We start from the raw sequence: 18987 nt of genomic DNA on the forward strand, positions 1-18987 counted from the left end.
CGCCGCCACCCCGGAACGGGGTGGCGGCGCTCCGTCGTGGCGTCGTCAGGCGGTGGTCCACCAGGCGGTCGTGTCGGCGGGCAGCTTCGCCTCGCCGTCCGTCTCGGCCACCTCGCCGCTGGCGAGGAGCAGCCGGCCGTGCGCGGGAACGGTGACCGACTCGCCCGTGGTGTTCGCCACGCACACGAACTCGCCGCGGCGGAAGGCCAGGACGCCCTCGGGGGCCTTCAGCCACTCGACCGCGTCACCGGCGCCGAGGTCGGGCTCGGAGCGGCGGGCGGCGAGCGCGGCGCGGTACAGCTCCAGCGTGGAACCGGCCACGCCCGTCTGCGCCTCGACGCTCAGCTCGGCCCACTCGGCCGGCTGGGGCAGCCAGCTGCCGCCGCTGCCGAAGCCGTAGGAGGAGCCCTCGCGGGTCCACGGGATCGGCACCCGGCAGCCGTCACGGAAGCCGTCCTGGCCGGCGCCGCGGAAGAACGCCGGGTCCTGCCGGACGTCGTCGGTCAGGTCGACGACGTCCGGCAGGCCCAGCTCCTCGCCCTGGTAGACGTAGGCCGAGCCGGGCAGGGCCAGCATCAGCAGGGTGGCGGCGCGCGCCCGGCGCAGACCCAGCTCGCGGTCGCCCGCGGTGCGGATCTGGGTGCCGAGGCCGGGCGGGTTGGCGAAGCGGGTGGCGTGCCGGGTCACGTCGTGGTTCGACAGCACCCAGGTCGCGGGGGCGCCCACCGGGCGCATCGCCTCCAGCGTGCGGTCGATGACGGTGCGCAGCTCCTCGGCGTCCCAGGCGGTGCCCAGGTACTGGAAGTTGAACGCCTGGTGCAGCTCGTCGGGGCGGACGTAGTTCGCGGTGCGCTCGACCGTCGGCGTCCACGCCTCGGCCACGAAGATGCGCTCGCCTGCGTACTCGTCGAGGATCGTCCGCCACTGGCGGTAGATCGCGTGCACCCCGTCCTGGTCGAAGAACGGCATGACATCGTTGCCCAGCAGCTTGAGCTGATCGTGGTCGCCGAGGTCGGGCAGTCCGTCGGCCTTGACCAGGCCGTGGGCGACGTCGATACGGAAGCCGTCGACACCCATGTCCAGCCAGAAGCGCAGGATCGAGCGGAACTCGTCGCCGACCGCCGGGTGGTCCCAGTTGAAGTCGGGCTGCTCGGGCGCGAAGAGGTGCAGGTACCACTCGCCGTCCTCGACGCGGGTCCACGCCGGGCCGCCGAAGATGGACTCCCAGTCGTTGGGCGGGAGTTCGCCGTTCTCGCCCTTGCCGGGGCGGAAGTGGTAGCGGTCGCGCAGCGGGGAGCCGGGGCCCTCGCGCAGCGCGCGCTTGAACCACTCGTGCTGGTCGGAGGAGTGGTTGGGGACCAGGTCGACGATGATCCTGAGGCTCAGCTCACGGGCGTCGCGGATGAGCGCGTCGGCGTCGAGGAGGTTGCCGAACATCGGGTCGACGGCACGGTAGTCGGCGACGTCGTAGCCCGCGTCCGCCTGCGGGGAGGCGTAGAAGGGGCTCAGCCACACGGCGTCCACGCCGAGGTCGCGCAGGTAGGGAAGTCGGGAGCGTACGCCTTCCAGGTCGCCCATGCCGTCGCCGTTGCTGTCGGCGAAGCTGCGCGGGTAGACCTGGTAGATCACCGCGTCCCGCCACCAGTCGCGGCGGTGGGCGACGGTGGCTACGGCGGAGTTCGTTGCCGGGTCGGCGGAGTGCTGGCTCATGGTGTCCTTGCTGCGTAAGGGAGTCGAGGTCATGGACTCGTCGGTACGGCGTTCGGCGAGGCGGCCGCGGTGTCAGCGGGGTCGGATGGACGACCGCGGCCGCCTCGGGTCTTCGGGCGTCAGCCCTTCGTGCCGCCGGCCGTGAGGCCGGTCACCAGGTTCTTCTGGACCAGGTAGAAGAAGGCGGAGACCGGTATCGCGATGAGTACCGCGGTGGCGGCCATCAGCTGGCGCTGGGCGTCGTGCTCGCTGACGAAGGTCTGCAGGGCGACGGCGAAGGTGTACTTCGTGTCGGAGAGCATGAACGTCGAGGCGAAGGCGACCTCACCGAACGCGGTGATGAAGCTGTAGAAGCCGGCGACCGCGAGACCGGGCTTGGCGAGCGGCAGGATCAGCCGGACGAAGGTGCCGAAGGGGCTCAGTCCGTCGACGCGTCCGGCCTCGTCGATCTCGAAGGGGATGGTGTCGAAGTAGCCCTTGAGCAGCCAGGCGCAGTAGGGCACGGCGGTCGAGCAGTAGACCAGGATCAGGCCGAGGAAGCTGTCGACCAGCTGGAGGTCGGAGAGGATCTGGTACATCGGCACGATCAGCACGGCGATCGGGAACATCTGGGTGACCAGAAGGACCCACATGAACTTCTTGTAGCCGGGGAAGCGCATCCGCGAGACGGCGTAGCCCGTGGTCGCGGCGATCATCACGCCGATGATCGTGGTGCCGAGCGAGACGATCATCGTGCTCGTCAGCCAGTCGAAGAACTTGGTCTCCGTCAGGACGTACGAGTAGTTGTCGAGCGTCATCTTCCCCCAGATGCCGCCGGGGTGCAGGTAGTCGTCCTTGTCCGGGCCGAGGGACAGGAACACCAGCCAGGCGATGGGGAAGAGGGCGGCGAGGCTCGCCACGGTCAGGATGCCGTGGGAGAGCAGCGAGCCGGCGAGGCTCTTCTCTCCGCGGCGGCGCGCCTTGCCCGGGGTGGTGGCGGGGGCCACGGGGGTCTCCTTCCGGTCCTCGGCGGAGGTCTCAACGGTCGTGGTGCTCATGGGAACTCCTGCCTCAGATCGCGAGCTGCTCGTCATTGCGGTTCAGCCAACGGCGGTAGAAGGAGGTGAAGACGATCAGGATGGCGAGCAGCAGCATGCCGTAGGCGGCGGACTGCGCGAAGTCGCGCGGCTGCTGACCGAAGCCGAGGTAGTAGGCCCAGGTGACGAGGATCTGCGCGTCGGGGGCGGTGTCGCCGAACAGCAGGAAGATGATGGCGAACTGGTTGAAGGTCCAGATGATGCCGAGCAGGATCACGGTGGAGCTGACCGAGCGCAGGCCGGGCAGGGTGACGTAGCGGAACTGCTGCCACTTGCTCGCGCCGTCCATCTCGGAGGCCTCGTACAGTGTGCTGTCGATGGACTGGAGTCCGCCGAGCAGGGACAGCATCATGAACGGCACACCGCACCAGGTGTTCACCATGATCGCCGCGAACCGCTGCCAGAAGGTGTCCTCCAGCCACAGCGGGGTCGGCAGGTGCAGGAACTCCAGGCCGGAGTTGATGATGCCGCCGTCGGCGAGCATGAAGCGCCAGCCGAAGACGGTCACGAAGGTCGGCACGGCCCAGGGCAGGATCAGGATGAGCCGGTACAGGGTGCGGCCGCGCAGCTTCTGGTTGAGCAGCAGCGCGAGGCCGAGACCGAGGGTGTAGTGCAGGGCGACACAGGCCGCCGTCCACACGATCGTCCAGATGAAGTGGGACCAGAACCGGTCGTAGGAGGTCTCGCCCCACAGGATGTCGGCGTAGTTGTCGAGGCCGATGAACTTGTAGGTGGCCTCGATCTCGTTGACGCCGATGGTGCGGCCCGTGTTGAGGCTGTTGGCGTCCGTGAGCGTCAGGTAGAAGCCGTAGGCCAGGGGGTAGAGCACGAGGACGCCGAGGACGACGATCACCGGCGTGATCATCGCGTAGGCGTACCAGTGCTTCTGGTAGGCGTGCTTCAGGCGCTGGCCCAGCCCGGGCCGCGGAGCGCGGTCACCGTGGCGCTTGCCGGTGGCGCGGTCGATGGCGACTGTCATGGTTCTCGACACCTTCTGGAAGATCGGCGGGTTGGGCCCGGGCACAGGCCGGCGGCCGCCGGGTCCCTCCCCCCTACAGGCGGGACCCGGCGGCCACGGGCATCACTTGCTGAAGTCCGGCACCAGCTTGGCGATGGCGGTCTCAGCGCTGCTCAGACCCTCGTCCAGGTCCTTCTTGCCACCGGCGACGGCGAGCAGCTCGGTGTCGACCGGGCCCCACAGGGAGCTGTACTCGGGCAGCGCCGGGCGCGGCTGGGCGACGGCCAGGACCTCCTGGTAGCCGGCGATGCCGGGGTCGGCGACGACCTTGACGCTGTAGGCGTCCTCACGCGTGGGCAGCGTGGAGTTCTTCAGCGCGATGGTCTCCTGGGCCTTGGCGGAGGTCATGAAGTTCACGAACTTCAGCGAGGCCTCCTGGTGGGCGGCGTCGGAGCCGGCGTAGACCGAGAGGTTGTGGCCACCGGTCGGGGCGCCCTGACCGGCGGAGCCGGCCGGGACCTTGGCGATGCCGAGGTTCGCCTTGTCCGCGAAGGCCGAACCCTTGTAGAAGTTCGTGATCTCCCACGGGCCCTGGATGATCGAGGCGACCTTGCCGTTGACGAACGCCTCCTGGATGTGGGCGTAGGCGTCGGCGGTGGTGTCGGCCTTGTGCAGGCCCTTGCCGTCGAACAGGTCGAGCCAGGTGCCGTACGCCTTCTTGGCCTCGGCGGAGTTCACGGTGATCTTCTTGCCGTCGGCGTCGACGGTGTCGGTACCCTCGCCGTAGAGGAAGGACTGGGCGTAGTAGGCCTGGGTGGAGCCCCAGTAGCCGTCGACCCCGGTCTTGCTCTTGATCGTGGCGGCGGCCTTCTTCAGGTCGTCCCAGGTCTCGGGCGCCTCGACGCCGGCCTTCTCGAACAGTTCCTTGTTGTAGACGAAGGCGAGGGTGTCCGTGGTGAACGGAACGCCGTAGGTCTTGCCCTCGTACTTGGCCTGCTCGATCAGCGAGGACTGGAACTTGGCCTCGTCCGCGAGGGCCTCGGTGCCGTCCAGCGGCAGGAAGAAGCCCTTCTTGGCGAAGGCGGGGGTCCAGCCGACCTCGGAACGCAGGATGTCCGGGGCGCCCTTGGAACCGGCGGCGGTGTCGAACTTGTTCTGCGCCTGGTCGAAGGGGACGTTGACGTACTTGACCTTGATGTTCTTGTTGGCGGCCTCGAACTCCTTGACCAAGGCCTGGTACGTCGGCGCCTCATTGGTGGCGTTGGAGGTGTCCCACCAGGTGATGGTGACCGGACCGTCGGCCTTGTCGCCGCTGTCGCTGTCCCCGCCGCAGGCCGTCGCCGCGAGGGCGATGGACGCCACCAGCGCGGTGGCCGCTATGCCACGCCGCATGAGTTCTCCTTGAGGGTGAAAAGCCCGTGTGGAACAGGGAAGGCCCCGTCTGCCTGCCCTGCCGTCTTGCCGACTGCGCCGTTGCGGCCGCCGGGCGACGTGAACGTAACAGCGATGTAAGCGGCGCGAAAGACCTTGCAGCAAAAAAGTGCAAGGCATCACCGAAGTTACCCGCGCGTGACCTCCCGGCGACTGCGGTGAGACCGTTGTTCTCCGGGGTCGAGCGGGGGCGGGGGGTGTTGTGCAAGACTCTGCAAGCTCTTGCCGTCAGTTTCACGAGGGGACGCCATGTCACAGCAAGGCGCGTCGCGCCGGTCAACCGTCCGCACCCGACGCCCGATTGGTGTGCAAGGCGAGATACGACCGGTACAGTCCAGTGCCGTGACCACACGGCTTGCCGATATCGCTGCGCAGGCGGGGGTGAGCGAAGCGACCGTCAGCCGCGTCCTCAACGGGAAGCCGGGCGTCGCCGCCACCACCCGCCAGTCCGTGCTGGCTGCCCTCGACGTCCTGGGCTACGAACGCCCGGTCCGTCTGCGGCAGCGCAGCGAGGGCCTCGTGGGGCTGATCACCCCCGAACTGGAGAACCCGATATTCCCCGCCCTCGCCCAGGTCATCGGGCAGGCGCTGACCAGGCAGGGCTACACACCGGTGCTGGCCACCCAGACACCGGGCGGCTCCACCGAGGACGAGCTGACCGAGATGCTCGTCGACCGCGGGGTCGCGGGCATCATCTACGTCTCCGGACTGCACGCGGACACCACCGCCGACATGCAGCGCTACGAGCGACTGCGGGCCCAGGGCGTTCCCTTCGTCCTCGTCGACGGCTTCTCCCCCAAGGTGCAGGCCCCGTTCATCTCCCCCGACGACCGGGCGGCGATGACCCTGGCCGTGACGCACCTGGTCTCGCTCGGCCACACCCGGATCGGCCTGGCGCTCGGACCGAAACGGTTCGTCCCGGTCCAGCGGAAGATCGACGGTTTCGTCCGTACCATGCAGGACCAGCTGGGCCTGCCCGCCGAGGTCATAGAGACCGAGCTGGTCCAGCACTCGCTGTACACCCTGGAGGGCGGCCAGGCGGCCGCCACCGCGCTGATCGACCGCGACTGCACCGCGGTGGTCTGCGCCAGCGACATGATGGCCCTGGGCGCCATACGGGCCGCCCGGCAGCGGGGCCTGGAGGTTCCCACCGACATCTCGGTGGTGGGCTTCGACGACTCCCCGCTGATCGCGTTCACCGACCCGCCCCTGACGACGGTCCGCAAGCCGGTCCCGGCGATGGGCCAGGCCGCGGTGCGCACGTTGCTGGAGGAGATCGGCGGGACCCCCGCGCCGCACAGCGAGTTCGTGTTCATGCCGGAACTGGTGGTACGCGGTTCGACCGCTTCTGCGCCCGGGGACCGAAACCGTCCCTAGGGCCGATCGAGTCCGGCCCGGTACCGTGCGCCCGTAGGAGACGACGGGCATCCGCCCGTCGTAGGACGTGCGGCCGGAACCCGACCAGGGGATGATCGGTGGGGGAAGGCGAGTCTGGCAGGATCTGTGCCTATGGGTGACACGACCGTGACCGAGCTGGAAGACCGCGATCAGGCGGCCGCTCCGTATGCCGTCACGGCCTCCGAACGGCCGGGTCCGCTGCGTCGGCTGCGGGTTCCGCGCCGGCCCCGCCTCTGGTTCGAGATCCTGTTGATCGCGGTGAGTTACTGGACGTACTCACTGATCCGCAACGCCGTCCCGGAGCAGAAGGCCGAGGCGCTGCGCAACGCGGACTGGATCTGGAACGCCGAGCACGCCGTCGGGCTCGCCGTCGAGGAGTCCTTCAACCGGGCCGTGAACTCGGTGACTTGGCTCATCGTCGGGATGAACTACTACTACGCCACGCTGCACTTCGTGGTGACCCTCGGGGTACTGGTCTGGCTCTACCGCAGCCATCCCGGCCGCTACGCGGCGACCCGCACGGTCCTCTTCGCCACCACCGGTGTGGCCCTGCTCGGTTACTACCTGTATCCGCTCGCCCCGCCCCGGCTGATGACCGGCGGCTCCTTCATCGACACGGTCCTGGTCCACCAGACCTGGGGTTCGATGGCCTCGGGCGACCTGAAGAACATGTCGAACCAGTACGCCGCCATGCCGTCGATGCACATCGGCTGGTCCCTGTGGTGCGGCCTGACGATCTTCGCGCTGGCCTCGCTGCCGTGGGTGCGCGTCCTGGGCCTGCTCTACCCGGTGGCCACGCTGGTGGTCATCGTCGCCACCGCCAACCACTTCTGGCTCGACGCGGTCGGCGGCATGCTCTGCCTCGCCTTCGGCTACACAGTGGCCCGGCTCTGGTACGGCGCGCTCCCCCACCGCCTGCCGCGGACGGTCCCGGCGGCGGAGTCCCCACGCGCCCGCCCCCGCCTCCTCCGCCGCCCGGCGAAGCGGTAGCTCGCACAGGGTGAAGCGCTAGCTCCCGTAGAACAGCTCGTCCACCACGCTGCGGGCCCGGCGGCCGGTGCGGCGGTAGTCGTCGAGCATGTCGCCGACGCGGCCCGGCCCGTACCCGAGGTAGCGGCCCACGGCTGCCAGCTCGCGGGGGTCCGAGGGGAAGGTGTCCCCGGCCCGGCCCCGGACCAGCATCACGGCGTTGCGGACGCGGGTGGCCAGCACCCACGCCTCGTCCAGCGTGGCCGCCTCCTCCGCCGGGATCAGCCCCGCCTCCGCCGCCGCGGCCAGCGCCGCCCGGGTGCGCGTGGTGCGCAGACCGGGCAGGTCCGCGCCGTGCCGCAGCTGAAGCAGCTGCACCGTCCACTCGACGTCGGACAGGCCGCCGGGGCCGAGCTTGGTGTGCAGCTTGGGATCGGCGCCCCGCGGCAGCCGTTCGGTCTCCATCCGGGCCTTCAGCCGGCGGATCTCCCGCGCCGCCTCGTCGGTGAGCCCGTCGGCCGGATAGCGCAGGGGGTCGATCAGCTCGACGAAGCGGCGGCCGAGGTCCTCGTCCCCGGCGACCGGTTCGGCCCGCAGCAGCGCCTGCGACTCCCACACCAACGACCAGCGCCGGTAGTACGCCTCGTACGACTTCAGGGTGCGCACCAGCGGGCCCGTCTTGCCCTCCGGGCGCAGGTCGGCGTCGATCAGCAGGGGTGGGTCGGCGCTGGGGATCTGGAGCAGCCGGCGCATCTCGGAGACGACGCGGCCCGCGGCGCGGGACGCCTCCTGCTCGTCGACGCCCTCACGGGGTTCGTGGACGAAGAGGACGTCCGCGTCGGAGCCGTAGCCCAGCTCGTGCCCGCCGAAGCGGCCCATGCCGATGATGGTGAACCGGGTGGGCAGGGTGTCGCCCCAGCCCTCGCGGACCACCGCGCGCAGGGTGCCCGCCAGGGTCGCCGCGGTCAGGTCCGAGACGGCCCCGCCGACCAGGTCCACCAGCGCGCCCTGATCGGCGGCGGCGGGCTGGGCCTCGGTGCCGTAGGAGCCGACGATGTCGGCGGCGGCCGTGCGGAACAGCTCGCGGCGGCGCACCCCGCGGGCCGCGGTGACCGCCTGGGCGCCGTTGTCGGCGCGGCCGACCGCGGCGAGGATCTCCTGCTCCAGGTGCGCGTGCGGGCGCGGTTCCAGACCCCCGCCGTCGCCGTCGCCGAGCAGCGCCACCGCCTCGGGAGCGCGCATCAGCAGGTCGGGGGCGAGGCGCCCGGCGGACAGCACCCGCGCCAGGTTCTCCGCCGCCGCGCCCTCGTCGCGCAGCAGCCGCAGGTACCAGGGGGTCTTGCCGAGGGCGTCGGAGACCTTGCGGAAGTTCAGCAGACCGGCGTCCGGGTCGGCGGAGTCGGCGAACCAGCCGAGCAGCACGGGCAGCAGGGTGCGCTGGATGGCGGCCTTGCGGGTGACGCCGGAGGCCAGCGCCTCCAGGTGGCGCAGGGCGGCGGCCGGGTCGGCGTAGCCGAGCGCGATCAGCCGCTCCCGGGCCGCCTCGCTGCTCAGCCGCGCCTCGCCGGGGGCGAGCTGGGCGACGGCGTCGAGCAGCGGCCGGTAGAACAGCTTCTCGTGCAGCCTCCGTACGACGGTGGCGTGCCGCCGCCACTCACGGTTCAGGTCGGCCACCGGGTCGCTGCGCAGGCCCAGCGAGCGGCCGATGCGGCGCAGGTCGGCGTCGTCCTCGGGGACGAGGTGGGTGCGGCGCAGCCGGTAGAGCTGGATGCGGTGCTCCATGGAGCGCAGGAAGCGGTAGGCGGCGTCGAGCTGGGCGAAGTCGGCGCGGGCCACGTAGCCGCCGGCGGCGAGGGCCTTGAGGGCGTCCAGGGTGGTGCCGCTGCGCAGCGAGGCGTCCGCGCGCCCGTGCACCAGTTGCAGCAGCTGCACGGCGAACTCGACGTCCCTGAGGCCGCCGGGGCCGAGCTTGAGCTGGCGGTCCAGCTCGGCGACGGGGATGTTCTCCACCACCCGGCGCCGCATCTTCTGCACGTCGGTGACGAAGTTCTCCCGCTCGGCGGCCTTCCAGACCAGGGGCTGGAGCGCGGCGACGTACTCCTCGCCGAGGTCGAGGTCGCCGGCCACCGGGCGGGCCTTGAGCAGCGCCTGGAACTCCCAGGTCTTCGCCCAGCGCTGGTAGTAGGCGAGGTGGCTGCTGAGGGTGCGCACCAGCGGGCCGTTGCGGCCCTCGGGGCGCAGATTGGCGTCCACGGGCCAGATGGAGCCCTCGACGGTCGTCTCCGAGCAGATCCGCATCATGTGCGAGGCGAGCCGGGTGGCCGCCCTGACGGCCTTGGTCTCGTCGGCGCCCTCCGTCGCCTCACCGACGAAGATGACGTCGACGTCCGAGACGTAGTTGAGTTCGTGGCCGCCGCACTTGCCCATGGCGATCACCGCGAGCCGGCAGACGGCGGCGTCCTCGGGGGCGGCGGCCTTAGCCAGGGCGAGGGCGGCGCGCAGGGTCGCGGTGGCGAGGTCAGCCAGCTCGGCGGCGGACTCGGCGAGGTCGGTGGTGCCGCACACGTCGCGGGCGGCGATGGAGAGCAGGCAGCGCCGGTAGGCGACGCGCAGCGAGACGGGGTCGGTGGCCTCCGCGAGGCCCCGCTCGAACTCGGCGACGCCGGGGTGCAGGTCCCGGGGTTCGTAGGTGACCAGGGCACGCCAGTCCCCGGAGTGCCGGGCGAGGTGCTCGGCGAGGGCGGCGGAGGCGCCGAGCACGCCGAGGAGCCGGTCCCGCAGGGGCTTGGCGGCTATCACCGTGTCCAGCAGCTCACGGTGGTCGGTGGGGCCGGGCTGCGCCTCCAGCAGCCGGACCAGACCGTGCAGCGCGAGATCGGGGTCGGCGGTGGCGCCGAGCGCCTCCAGCAGCACGGGGTCCTGGCGTACGGGGGCCAGTTCCGGGGCCTCCAGGAGCCGCTCGGCGGCGCTCGGGTCGGTGAAACCGTGCCGCAGCAGCCGTGTGAAGGTACTGCTCCTGCGCCCCGGCGCCGTCATCCCGGCCTCCTGTCCGATCAAGGTCGTACCGGATCGAGCGTAACCGCACAGCCGGTGGGAAGCCCCGATGAGTTCCGGGCCGCCGACGGGTCTGCCCTGTATGACCGACAACTCACCGCAGACCTTGTTGGACGCCCGCTACAGCGACGACAGCGCCTCGGCGCGCCCCTGGCCGAAGGCGCGGGAACTGCTGGCCGCGGCGGAACTGTTCTGGATCTCGACGGTACGGCCGGACGGGCGGCCGCACGTGACCCCGCTGCCGGCGGTCTGGTCGGCGGGCGCCCTGCACTTCTGCACCGGCCCCGAGGAACGCAAGGCCCGCAACCTGGCGGCCAACCCCGAGGTCGTGCTGACCACGGGCACGAACACCTGGGCCCGCGGCTACGACCTCGTGGTGGAGGGCACCGCGGTGCGGGTGACGGACGAGGAGCGGCTGGCCGGGCTGGCGGCGGCCTGGGAGGCGAAGTACGGCAGTTTCTGGCACTTCGAGGTCCGTGACGGCTGCTTCCACCACGGCGCGGGGCACGCCTTCGTGTTCTCGGTGGCGCCGCGCACGGTTTTCGGCTTCGGTAAGGGGGAGCCGTTCAGCCAGACCCGTTGGCGATTCTCCAGGGAGGACTAGCGATGGACTTCACCCTTGAAGTGATCCCGCTGCCCGTGAGCGACATCGACCGAGCCAGGGACTTCTACCGGGACAAGGTGGGCTTCCATGTCGACATCGACCAGGAGGTCATGCCGGGCATGCGGATCGTCCAGCTGACGCCTCCCGGCTCGGGCTGCTCGATCGCCCTCGGCAATAGCATCTGGGACCTCACCAAGGGCGAGACCACCCCTGAGCCCGGCTCCTACCAGGGCCTCCAGCTGTGCGTGGCCGACATCAAGGCCGCGCACGCGGAGCTGGTGGGGCGGGGTCTCGACGTGTCGGATCCGGTGCAGTACACGCCGGACGACGGCGCGACGTTCATGTACTTCAAGGACCCCGACGGCAACGGCTGGTCGATCCAGGAGTACCGGCGCCGGGCCGAGGAGCCCCTGCACAAGTTCCTGACGGACCAGGCGGGCTGACCCCGACCTCATGGCTGTGGCCCCGCTCCCCCACACCGGGGAGGCGGGGCCACACCGCTGTACGCCGCCGCCTACAGCACCGGCAGGTTCTTGCGGAGCTCGAAGGCGGTGACCTCGGAGCGGTACTCCTCCCATTCCGAGCGCTTGTTGCGCAGGAAGAAGTCGAAGACGTGCTCGCCGAGGGTCTCGGCGACCAGGTCGCTGCGTTCCATGAGGGTGAGGGCCTCGCCGAGGTTCTGCGGGAGGGGCTCGATGCCCAGGGCGCGGCGCTCGGCGTCGGAGAGGGCCCAGACGTCGTCCTCGGCGCCCGGGGGCAGCTCGTAGCCCTCCTCGATGCCCTTCAGGCCCGCGGCGAGCAGGAGGGCGTAGGCCAGGTAGGGGTTGGCGCCGGAGTCCAGGGAGCGGACCTCGACGCGGGCCGAGCCGGTCTTGCCGGGCTTGTACATCGGGACGCGGACCAGGGCCGAGCGGTTGTTGTGGCCCCAGCAGATGTACGACGGCGCCTCGCCGCCCGCGCCGGCCGTGCGCTCGGTGCCGCCCCAGATGCGCTTGTAGGAGTTGACCCACTGGTTGGTGACCGCGGAGATCTCCGCGGCGTGCCGCAGCAGGCCCGCGATGAAGGAGCGGCCGACCTTGGAGAGCTGGTACTCCGAGCCCGACTCGTAGAACGCGTTGCGGTCGCCCTCGAAGAGGGAGAGGTGGGTGTGCATGCCGCTGCCCGGGTGCTCCGAGAACGGCTTCGGCATGAACGTGGCCTGCACGCCCTGCTCCAGCGCCACCTGCTTCATGACCAGGCGGAAGGTCATGATGTTGTCCGCGGTGGACAGCGCGTCGGCGTAGCGGAGGTCGATCTCCTGCTGGCCCGGGGCGCCCTCGTGGTGGGAGAACTCCACCGAGATGCCCATCGACTCCAGCATGGTGATCGCCTGGCGGCGGAAGTCCATGCCGACGTTGGTCGGGGTGTGGTCGAAGTAGCCGGAGTTGTCGGCCGGGGTGGGGCGGGAGCCGTCGAGGGGGCGGTCCTTCAGCAGGAAGAACTCGATCTCGGGGTGGGTGTAGAAGGTGAAGCCCAGGTCCGAGGTGCGGGCCAGGGCCCGCTTCAGGACGTAGCGCGGGTCCGCGAAGGACGGGGAGCCGTCCGGCATCAGGATGTCGCAGAACATCCGGGCCGTGCCGGGGGTCTCCGCGCGCCAGGGCAGCACCTGGAACGTGGACGGGTCCGGCTTGGCGATCATGTCGGACTCGTATACACGGGCGAAGCCCTCGATCGCCGAGCCGTCGAAGCCGATGCCCTCGTCGAAGGCCTGCTCCAGCTCGGCCGGGGCCACGGCGACGGACTTCAGGAAGCCCAGCACGTCCGTGAACCACAGGCGTACGAACCGGATGTCGCGCTCCTCCAACGTACGGAGCACGAACTCCTGCTGCTTGTCCATCTTCCGCTTCCCCATCCTTGCTGGTCAGGCCGTCTGTCCCGGTTGTCACGGGAAGCCGGTCGGGCACCTGAGCATCACACCACAACACCGTTTCGCGCGCGTTGCCGACCTTGATCGGCGGGACGACCCCGGCCTGAACGCACGGCGCGCCGCGGGTGTACGGCTCTGCCGCCCATCTTGCCTGCTCGCGCCGTCATCCGTAATGCCCGGCCGGTGTCGGCTGCGGTCGGAAGCACCTTCGTTTAATTTGCATCTCAGATGCAAGTTTTAATAGCGTGCCGGTCAGCGCCGATCAGGGCCGATCAGATCGGCCGAGAGCCCGAGGAGCCCCGATGCTGTCCGAACAGTCCGCCGCCACCGTCCGCGCCACCCTCCCCGCCGTGGGCGCCCACCTGAACGAGATCACCGAGCGCTTCTACGCCGGGCTGTTCGCCGCCCGCCCCGATCTGCTCCGTGACCTGTTCAACCGCGGCAACCAGGCGGCCGGCACCCAGCGGCGGGCGTTGGCCGGTTCCGTCGCCGCCTTCGCCACGTACCTGCTGGAGCATCCGGACCGTCGGCCCGACGCGATGCTCGCCCGCATCGCCCACAAGCACGCCTCGCTCGGGGTGGCCCCGGAGCAGTACGCGCTCGTCCACGAGCACCTGTTCGCGGCCATCGCCGACGTGCTCGGCGAGGCCGTCACGCCGGAGGTCGCCGCCGCGTGGGACGAGGTCTACTGGCTGATGGCGAACGCGCTCGTCGCTCTGGAGAAGCGGCTGTACGAGGAGTCGCGGGAGCCGGGCTGGCGGCGGTGGGAGGTCGTGGAGCGGGTTCCGGAGACGCGCGAGGTCGTCACGCTCCGGCTGCGCCCCTGCGACGGAGGGCCCGTGGCGGACGCGCGGGCGGGGCAGTACGTGTCGGTCCGGGTTCAGCTCCCGGACGGGGCGCGGCAGATACGGCAGTACAGCCTGTCGGGGGCGCCGGGGTCCGCGCTGCGGCAGATCAGTGTGAAGCGGGTCGCGGGCGACGGCGCCTCTCCTGACGGGGAGGTCTCCGCCGCGTTGCACGCGCGCGTGCGTGAGGGGGACGTGCTGGAGCTGTCCGCGCCTTACGGCGACCTGGTGCTGGGTGAGGTCGCGGACCGGCCGCTGCTGCTCGCCTCCGCCGGGATCGGGGTGACGCCGATGGTCGCGATGCTGGCGCAGCTCGCGGCGGACGGACACGGAGGGTCGGTCACCGTGGTGCATGGCGACCGGTCGCCGGCGACGCACGCGCTGCGGGCGGAGCAGGAGATGTACGCGGGGAAGCTGGCGGACTCGGTGGTGCGGTTCTGGTACGAGGAGGGGGCGGCGGACGGGGAGCACGGGGAGCACGGGGTGGGGCGGGTCGATCTTGCGGGGGTTGTGGTGGCGCCGGGGACGCGGGCGTATCTGTGTGGGCCGCTGGGGTTCATGCGGGGGGTTCGGGGGCGGTTGCTGGAGGCGGGGGTGGCCGCCTCCGACATCCACTACGAGGTGTTCGGGCCCGACCTGTGGCTCGGCCAGGAGGGGTAGTTCGTCGGGGTGCGGCGCCGTGGGGGCTGGTCGCGCAGTTCCCCGCGCCCCTGAGGGAGATGGTGGCGGCCCCGGGTTGCATCGTGGGCCGGGGCCGCGCTGGCGTAGTTCGGGTGCGGCGCCGTGGGGGCCGATCGCGCAGTTCCCCGCGCCCCCGAGGGAGACGGTGGCGGCCCCGGATTGCATCGTGGGCCGGGGCCGCGCTGGCGTGGTTCGGGTGCGGCGCAGTGGGGGCCGATCGCGCAGTTCCCCGCGCCCCTGAGGGAGACGGTGGCGGCCCCGGATTGCATCGTGGGCCGGGGCCGCGCTGGCGTGGTTCGGGTGCGGCGCCGTGGGGGCCGATCGCGCAGTTCCCCGCGCCCCTGAGGGAGATGGCGGCGGCCCTAGTTGCATCGTGACCCTGGGCGTCGCCCTGCCAGCGGTGTCAGGGGGTTGGGGGGCTGGTGATCTGGAGGAGGAGGGGGCCTGTGGGTGGGGTGATCATGTCGGCGACGGTCAGGGGGTCCAGGGTGGCGAAGAAGGACTCCTGGGCCCTGCGGAGGGCGCCGCGCAGGCGGCAGGCGGTGTGGAGGGGGCACGGCGTGGTACCGCCCTCGCAGTCGACGACGTCGCCGTCGCCCTCGAAGGACCGCACCACCGCGCCCACGGACGCCGTCCGCCCCTTCTCGGTGAGCGAGAGACCACCGCCCCGGCCGCGGCGCGCGTCGACCAGACCCTGGTGCTGGAGCTCGGCGACGACCTTCGCCGCGTGGGTGTACGGCACGTCCATGTCCGCGGCGACCTCACGGGTCGTCGGGGTCGTGCCGTCGACGACCGCGAGTCGCATCAGGACGCGCAGGGCGAGGTCGGTGGAGCGCAGCAGCCGCATGAGGGAAGGGTAGATAATGTGCATCTGGGGCTCAAATTAATCTCCGGGACCTGTCGGTTCCGTAGCGATCCGGCCCTTTCCTGTGGCCTCCCTACGAGAGGTCACTCCCTCACCATTACGATCAGCGGACCCGACCGTCCCTTTCCGCAGAAGGACTTCCGCCATGGGATCCGCCAAGAAGAGCACCAACGCGGCACGCCAGGCCCGCATAGCCGAGATGCGGCGCGCCGAGCAGGCCCGCGAGCGCCGCAACCGGATCCTCACCATCGGCGCGAGCGTGACCGTGGTCGCCGCCCTGGTGGTCGGCGGTGTGATCCTGGTGCAGTCGCAGTCCGACGACAGCGACGCGGTCGACGCCAAGACGACCGGCTCCCTGGTGGCCGGGGCGGACGGGATCAGCACGTGGAAGGGCGGCAAGCTGTCCCAGACCCACGTCAGCAAGAAGGTCGACTACCCGGTCGAGCCCCCGGTCGGCGGTGACCACAACCCGGTCTGGCAGAACTGCAACGGCGACGTCTACACCGAGGCCGTGGCCAACGAGAACGCGGTGCACTCCCTGGAGCACGGCGCGGTCTGGGTGACGTACAGCAGCAAGGCGTCCGAGGCCGACGTCAAGGCGCTGACGGAGAAGGTCAAGAAGACCCCGTACACGCTGATGAGCCCGTACGAGGACCAGAAGGCGCCGATCATGCTGTCGGCCTGGGGCGCGCAGCGCACGGTGACGAGCGCGACCGACCCGAACCTCGACAAGTTCTTCGAGAAGTACGTCCAGGGCGAGCAGACGCCCGAGCCGGGCGCCGCGTGCACGGGCGGTAAGGCGTAGTGAGGCAGCACGTCGGGTGGATCGCGGGCACCGCGGCGGCCGTGCTCGTCGCCGCGGGCGCGGTCACCTACGCCGTCGCCGGGGACGGGGGGTCCGACGCGGCCCCCGCCGCGGACTCCGCGGACGCCGGGTTCGCCCGGGACATGGCGGTGCACCACCAGCAGGCAGTCGAGATGTCGTACATCGTGCGGGACCGCACCGACGACGTCGAGGTGCGGCGGCTGGCGTACGACATCGCGCAGACGCAGGCGAACCAGCGCGGGATGCTGATCGGCTGGCTCGATCTGTGGGAGCTGCCGAAGGTGTCCTCGGACGCGCCGATGACCTGGATGGACATGGGTTCCATGGCCTCCGGGGAGGACGGCGCGCTGATGCCGGGCATGGCGACGAACACCGAGATGAAGAAGCTGGGCACGCTCAGCGGCAAGCAGGCCGAGGTGTTCTTCCTCCAGCTGATGACCGACCACCACAAGGGCGGCATCCACATGGCCGAGGCGTGTGTGAAGCGGTGCGAGGTGAAGGTCGAGAAGCGGCTCTCGCAGACCATGGTCAACGGCCAGGAGTCGGAGATCCTGTTGATGGCGGACATGCTCAGGGCGCGGGGCGCCGAGGCCCGGCGATAGCGCCTCGCGCGGCTCCGCGTGGCCCGGCCCACACTCCCCCGACCCCCCATCGCGTCGCTCTGACGATTACACTGGCCGCGTGCCTCAACTTCGCCTCGCCCTGAATCAGATCGACGCGCGCGTCGGTGACCTCGGCCGGAACACGGAGTCGATCCTCCGCTGGACCCGGCACTCCGCCGAGCAGGGAGCCCACCTGGTGGCGTTCCCGGAGATGGTGCTGACCGGGTACCCCGTCGAGGACCTGGCCCTGAGGTCCTCCTTCGTGGAGGCGTCCCGCACAGCCCTGCGCACGCTGGCCGCCCGGCTCGCCGAGGAGGGCTTCGGGGAGCTGCCGGTGGTGGTCGGCTACCTCGACCGCTCCGAGACGGCCCAGCCGAAGTACGGCCAGCCGGCCGGCGCCCCGCGCAACGCGGCGGCGGTGCTGCACCGCGGCGAGGTCGTCCTGACCTTCGCCAAGCACCACCTCCCCAACTACGGCGTCTTCGACGAGTTCCGCTACTTCGTGCCCGGCGACACCATGCCCGTGGTGCGGGTGCACGGCGTGGACGTGGCCCTGGCCATCTGCGAGGACCTCTGGCAGGACGGCGGCCGGGTGCCCGCCGCCCGCTCGGCCGGCGCGGGGCTGCTGCTCTCCGTCAACGCCTCACCGTACGAGCGCGACAAGGACGACACCCGGCTGGAGCTGGTCCGCAAGCGTGCCCAGGAGGCCGGCTGCACCCTCGCCTACCTGGCGATGATGGGCGGCCAGGACGAGCTGGTCTTCGACGGCGACTCGATCGTCGTCGACGCGGCCGGCGAGGTGCTCGCGCGGGCGCCTCAGTTCTCCGAGGGCTGCGTGGTCCTGGACCTCGACCTGCCGGCGGCGGAGCGGGACGCGCCGACGGGCGTGGTGGACGACGGGCTGCGCATCGACCGCGTGATCCTCTCCGAGGAGCCGCTGCCCGCGTACGAGCCGGAGCTGACCGGCGGGTACGCCGACCGTCTCGACGACGACGAGGAGGTCTACTCGGCGCTGGTCGTGGGCCTGCGGGCGTACGTCACGAAGAACGGCTTCGAGTCGGTCCTGATCGGCCTGTCCGGCGGCATCGACTCGGCGCTCGTCGCGGCCATCGCCTGCGACGCGGTGGGCGCGCGGAACGTGTACGGCGTCTCGATGCCCTCCAAGTACTCCTCCGAGCACTCCAAGGGTGACGCGGCGGAGCTGGCGCGCCGTACCGGCCTCAACTTCCGTACGGTGCCGATCGAGCCGATGTTCGACGCCTATATGTCGTCCCTGGGGCTGACGGGCCTGGCGGAGGAGAACCTCCAGTCCCGGCTGCGCGGCACGATGCTGATGGCGATCTCCAACCAGGAGGGCCATATCGTCCTGGCGCCGGGCAACAAGTCGGAGCTGGCGGTGGGGTATTCGACCCTGTACGGCGACTCGGTGGGCGCGTACGGGCCGATCAAGGACGTCTACAAGACCTCGGTCTTCCGGCTCGCCGAGTGGCGCAACCGGGCGGCGGCCGAGCGCGGGCAGACCCCGCCGATCCCGGAGAACTCGATCACCAAGCCGCCCAGCGCGGAGCTGCGCCCGGACCAGGTGGACACGGACTCGCTGCCCGACTACCCGGTGCTGGACGCGATCCTGGAGCGGTACGTGGACCGCGACGAGGGCGCCGACGTGATCACCGCGGCGGGCTTCGACCCGGCCCTGGTCTCCAAGACGCTACGGATGGTGGACACGGCCGAGTACAAGCGCCGCCAGTACCCGCCGGGCACGAAGATCTCCGCGAAGGGCTTCGGCAAGGACCGCCGCCTGCCGATCACCAACGGCTGGCGGGAGTAGCGCGAGCGGAGGAGGAGGGCCGGACGGGCGCTGCCCGTCCGGCCCTCCTCCGTGTTCGACGGATGTCAGGAGCGGACCGCCTCCGTGTCGACGGACGTCGGCCGACCGCCCCCGCGTCGACCGACCTCAGGAACAGACCGCCCCCGCGTCGACCCACGTCAGGAACGGACCACCTCCACGCCAACCGACGTCAGGAACGGACCACCTCCGCGCCGACCAACGCCAAGCGAACCA

The 18987-nt window shown here is 70.8% G+C and carries 15 protein-coding genes; 8 read left to right on the plus strand and 7 right to left on the minus strand.

Annotated features, from left to right (window positions below; all coding sequences use genetic code 11):
• Nucleotides 1–45: 45 nt before the first annotated feature.
• From AB0E07_RS01325 to AB0E07_RS01340, 4 genes are all read right to left on the minus strand, one after another.
• On the minus strand, nt 46–1743 hold the full coding sequence (locus tag AB0E07_RS01325; RefSeq protein ID WP_362245103.1) for a glycoside hydrolase family 13 protein: 1698 nt from the start codon (nt 1741–1743) through the stop codon (nt 46–48).
• An 86-nt stretch (nt 1744–1829) separates the two neighbouring features.
• Nucleotides 1830–2747 (minus strand): ABC transporter permease subunit, encoded by a 918-nt coding sequence (locus AB0E07_RS01330; protein ID WP_362245105.1) that lies wholly within the window; start codon nt 2745–2747, stop codon nt 1830–1832.
• A gap of 13 nt (nt 2748–2760) precedes the next feature.
• Nucleotides 2761–3765 carry a sugar ABC transporter permease gene (locus tag AB0E07_RS01335; RefSeq protein ID WP_362245107.1) on the minus strand — a complete coding sequence of 335 codons (1005 nt, stop codon included), beginning with the start codon at nt 3763–3765 and terminating at the stop codon, nt 2761–2763.
• Between the two features lie 102 nt (nt 3766–3867).
• Nucleotides 3868–5136 (minus strand): extracellular solute-binding protein, encoded by a 1269-nt coding sequence (locus tag AB0E07_RS01340; RefSeq protein ID WP_362245109.1) that lies wholly within the window; start codon nt 5134–5136, stop codon nt 3868–3870.
• Between the two features lie 381 nt (nt 5137–5517).
• Between AB0E07_RS01340 and AB0E07_RS01345 the strand changes: the two genes are divergently transcribed.
• Together AB0E07_RS01345 and AB0E07_RS01350 are read left to right on the plus strand one after the other, a co-directional pair.
• Nucleotides 5518–6552 carry a LacI family DNA-binding transcriptional regulator gene (locus AB0E07_RS01345; protein WP_362245111.1) on the plus strand — a complete coding sequence of 345 codons (1035 nt, stop codon included), beginning with the start codon at nt 5518–5520 and terminating at the stop codon, nt 6550–6552.
• Between the two features lie 132 nt (nt 6553–6684).
• Complete coding sequence (locus tag AB0E07_RS01350) at nt 6685–7563, plus strand: phosphatase PAP2 family protein (protein ID WP_362245113.1); 879 nt, start codon at nt 6685–6687, stop codon at nt 7561–7563.
• An 18-nt stretch (nt 7564–7581) separates the two neighbouring features.
• On the opposite strand, the gene AB0E07_RS01355 is transcribed toward AB0E07_RS01350, so the two are convergent.
• Nucleotides 7582–10578: a bifunctional [glutamine synthetase] adenylyltransferase/[glutamine synthetase]-adenylyl-L-tyrosine phosphorylase gene (locus tag AB0E07_RS01355; protein ID WP_362245115.1), complete on the minus strand. Its 2997-nt coding sequence runs from the start codon at nt 10576–10578 to the stop codon at nt 7582–7584.
• Between the two features lie 100 nt (nt 10579–10678).
• On the opposite strand from AB0E07_RS01355, the gene AB0E07_RS01360 reads away from it, so the two are divergent.
• Both AB0E07_RS01360 and AB0E07_RS01365 read left to right on the plus strand, forming a co-directional pair.
• A complete protein-coding gene (locus AB0E07_RS01360; RefSeq protein WP_362245117.1) occupies nt 10679–11200 on the plus strand; it encodes a pyridoxamine 5'-phosphate oxidase family protein in 522 nt (173 codons plus the stop codon).
• A 2-nt stretch (nt 11201–11202) separates the two neighbouring features.
• Nucleotides 11203–11643, plus strand: coding sequence for a VOC family protein (locus AB0E07_RS01365; protein ID WP_362245119.1), 441 nt, complete (start codon nt 11203–11205; stop codon nt 11641–11643).
• Nucleotides 11644–11714: 71 nt separating this feature from the next.
• Here the strand turns inward: AB0E07_RS01365 and glnA are convergent, their stop codons facing one another.
• Nucleotides 11715–13076, minus strand: a complete 1362-nt coding sequence (gene glnA / locus AB0E07_RS01370; RefSeq protein WP_362245121.1) for a type I glutamate--ammonia ligase — start codon at nt 13074–13076, stop codon at nt 11715–11717.
• Between the two features lie 332 nt (nt 13077–13408).
• Here glnA and AB0E07_RS01375 point away from each other — a divergent pair, with 332 nt between their 5' ends.
• Nucleotides 13409–14611, plus strand: a complete 1203-nt coding sequence (locus AB0E07_RS01375) for a globin domain-containing protein (protein ID WP_362245123.1) — start codon at nt 13409–13411, stop codon at nt 14609–14611.
• A 424-nt stretch (nt 14612–15035) separates the two neighbouring features.
• Here the strand turns inward: AB0E07_RS01375 and AB0E07_RS01380 are convergent, their stop codons facing one another.
• Nucleotides 15036–15479 carry an Rrf2 family transcriptional regulator gene (locus AB0E07_RS01380; protein ID WP_362245125.1) on the minus strand — a complete coding sequence of 148 codons (444 nt, stop codon included), beginning with the start codon at nt 15477–15479 and terminating at the stop codon, nt 15036–15038.
• A gap of 163 nt (nt 15480–15642) precedes the next feature.
• Here AB0E07_RS01380 and AB0E07_RS01385 point away from each other — a divergent pair, with 163 nt between their 5' ends.
• The 3 genes from AB0E07_RS01385 (at nt 15643) to AB0E07_RS01395 (ending at nt 18753) form a co-directional block, all read left to right on the plus strand.
• On the plus strand, nt 15643–16302 hold the full coding sequence (locus tag AB0E07_RS01385; RefSeq protein WP_362245127.1) for a DUF3105 domain-containing protein: 660 nt from the start codon (nt 15643–15645) through the stop codon (nt 16300–16302).
• Nucleotides 16302–16925, plus strand: coding sequence for a DUF305 domain-containing protein (locus tag AB0E07_RS01390; protein WP_362245129.1), 624 nt, complete (start codon nt 16302–16304; stop codon nt 16923–16925). The genes AB0E07_RS01385 and AB0E07_RS01390 overlap by 1 nt, the downstream gene beginning before the upstream one ends.
• Before the next feature lie 79 nt (nt 16926–17004).
• Nucleotides 17005–18753: an NAD+ synthase gene (locus tag AB0E07_RS01395; RefSeq protein ID WP_362245131.1), complete on the plus strand. Its 1749-nt coding sequence runs from the start codon at nt 17005–17007 to the stop codon at nt 18751–18753.
• Nucleotides 18754–18987 lie beyond the last annotated feature (234 nt).

Source organism: Streptomyces sp. NPDC048002 (genome assembly GCF_040653275.1).
Taxonomy (GTDB): Bacteria; Actinomycetota; Actinomycetes; order Streptomycetales; family Streptomycetaceae; genus Streptomyces.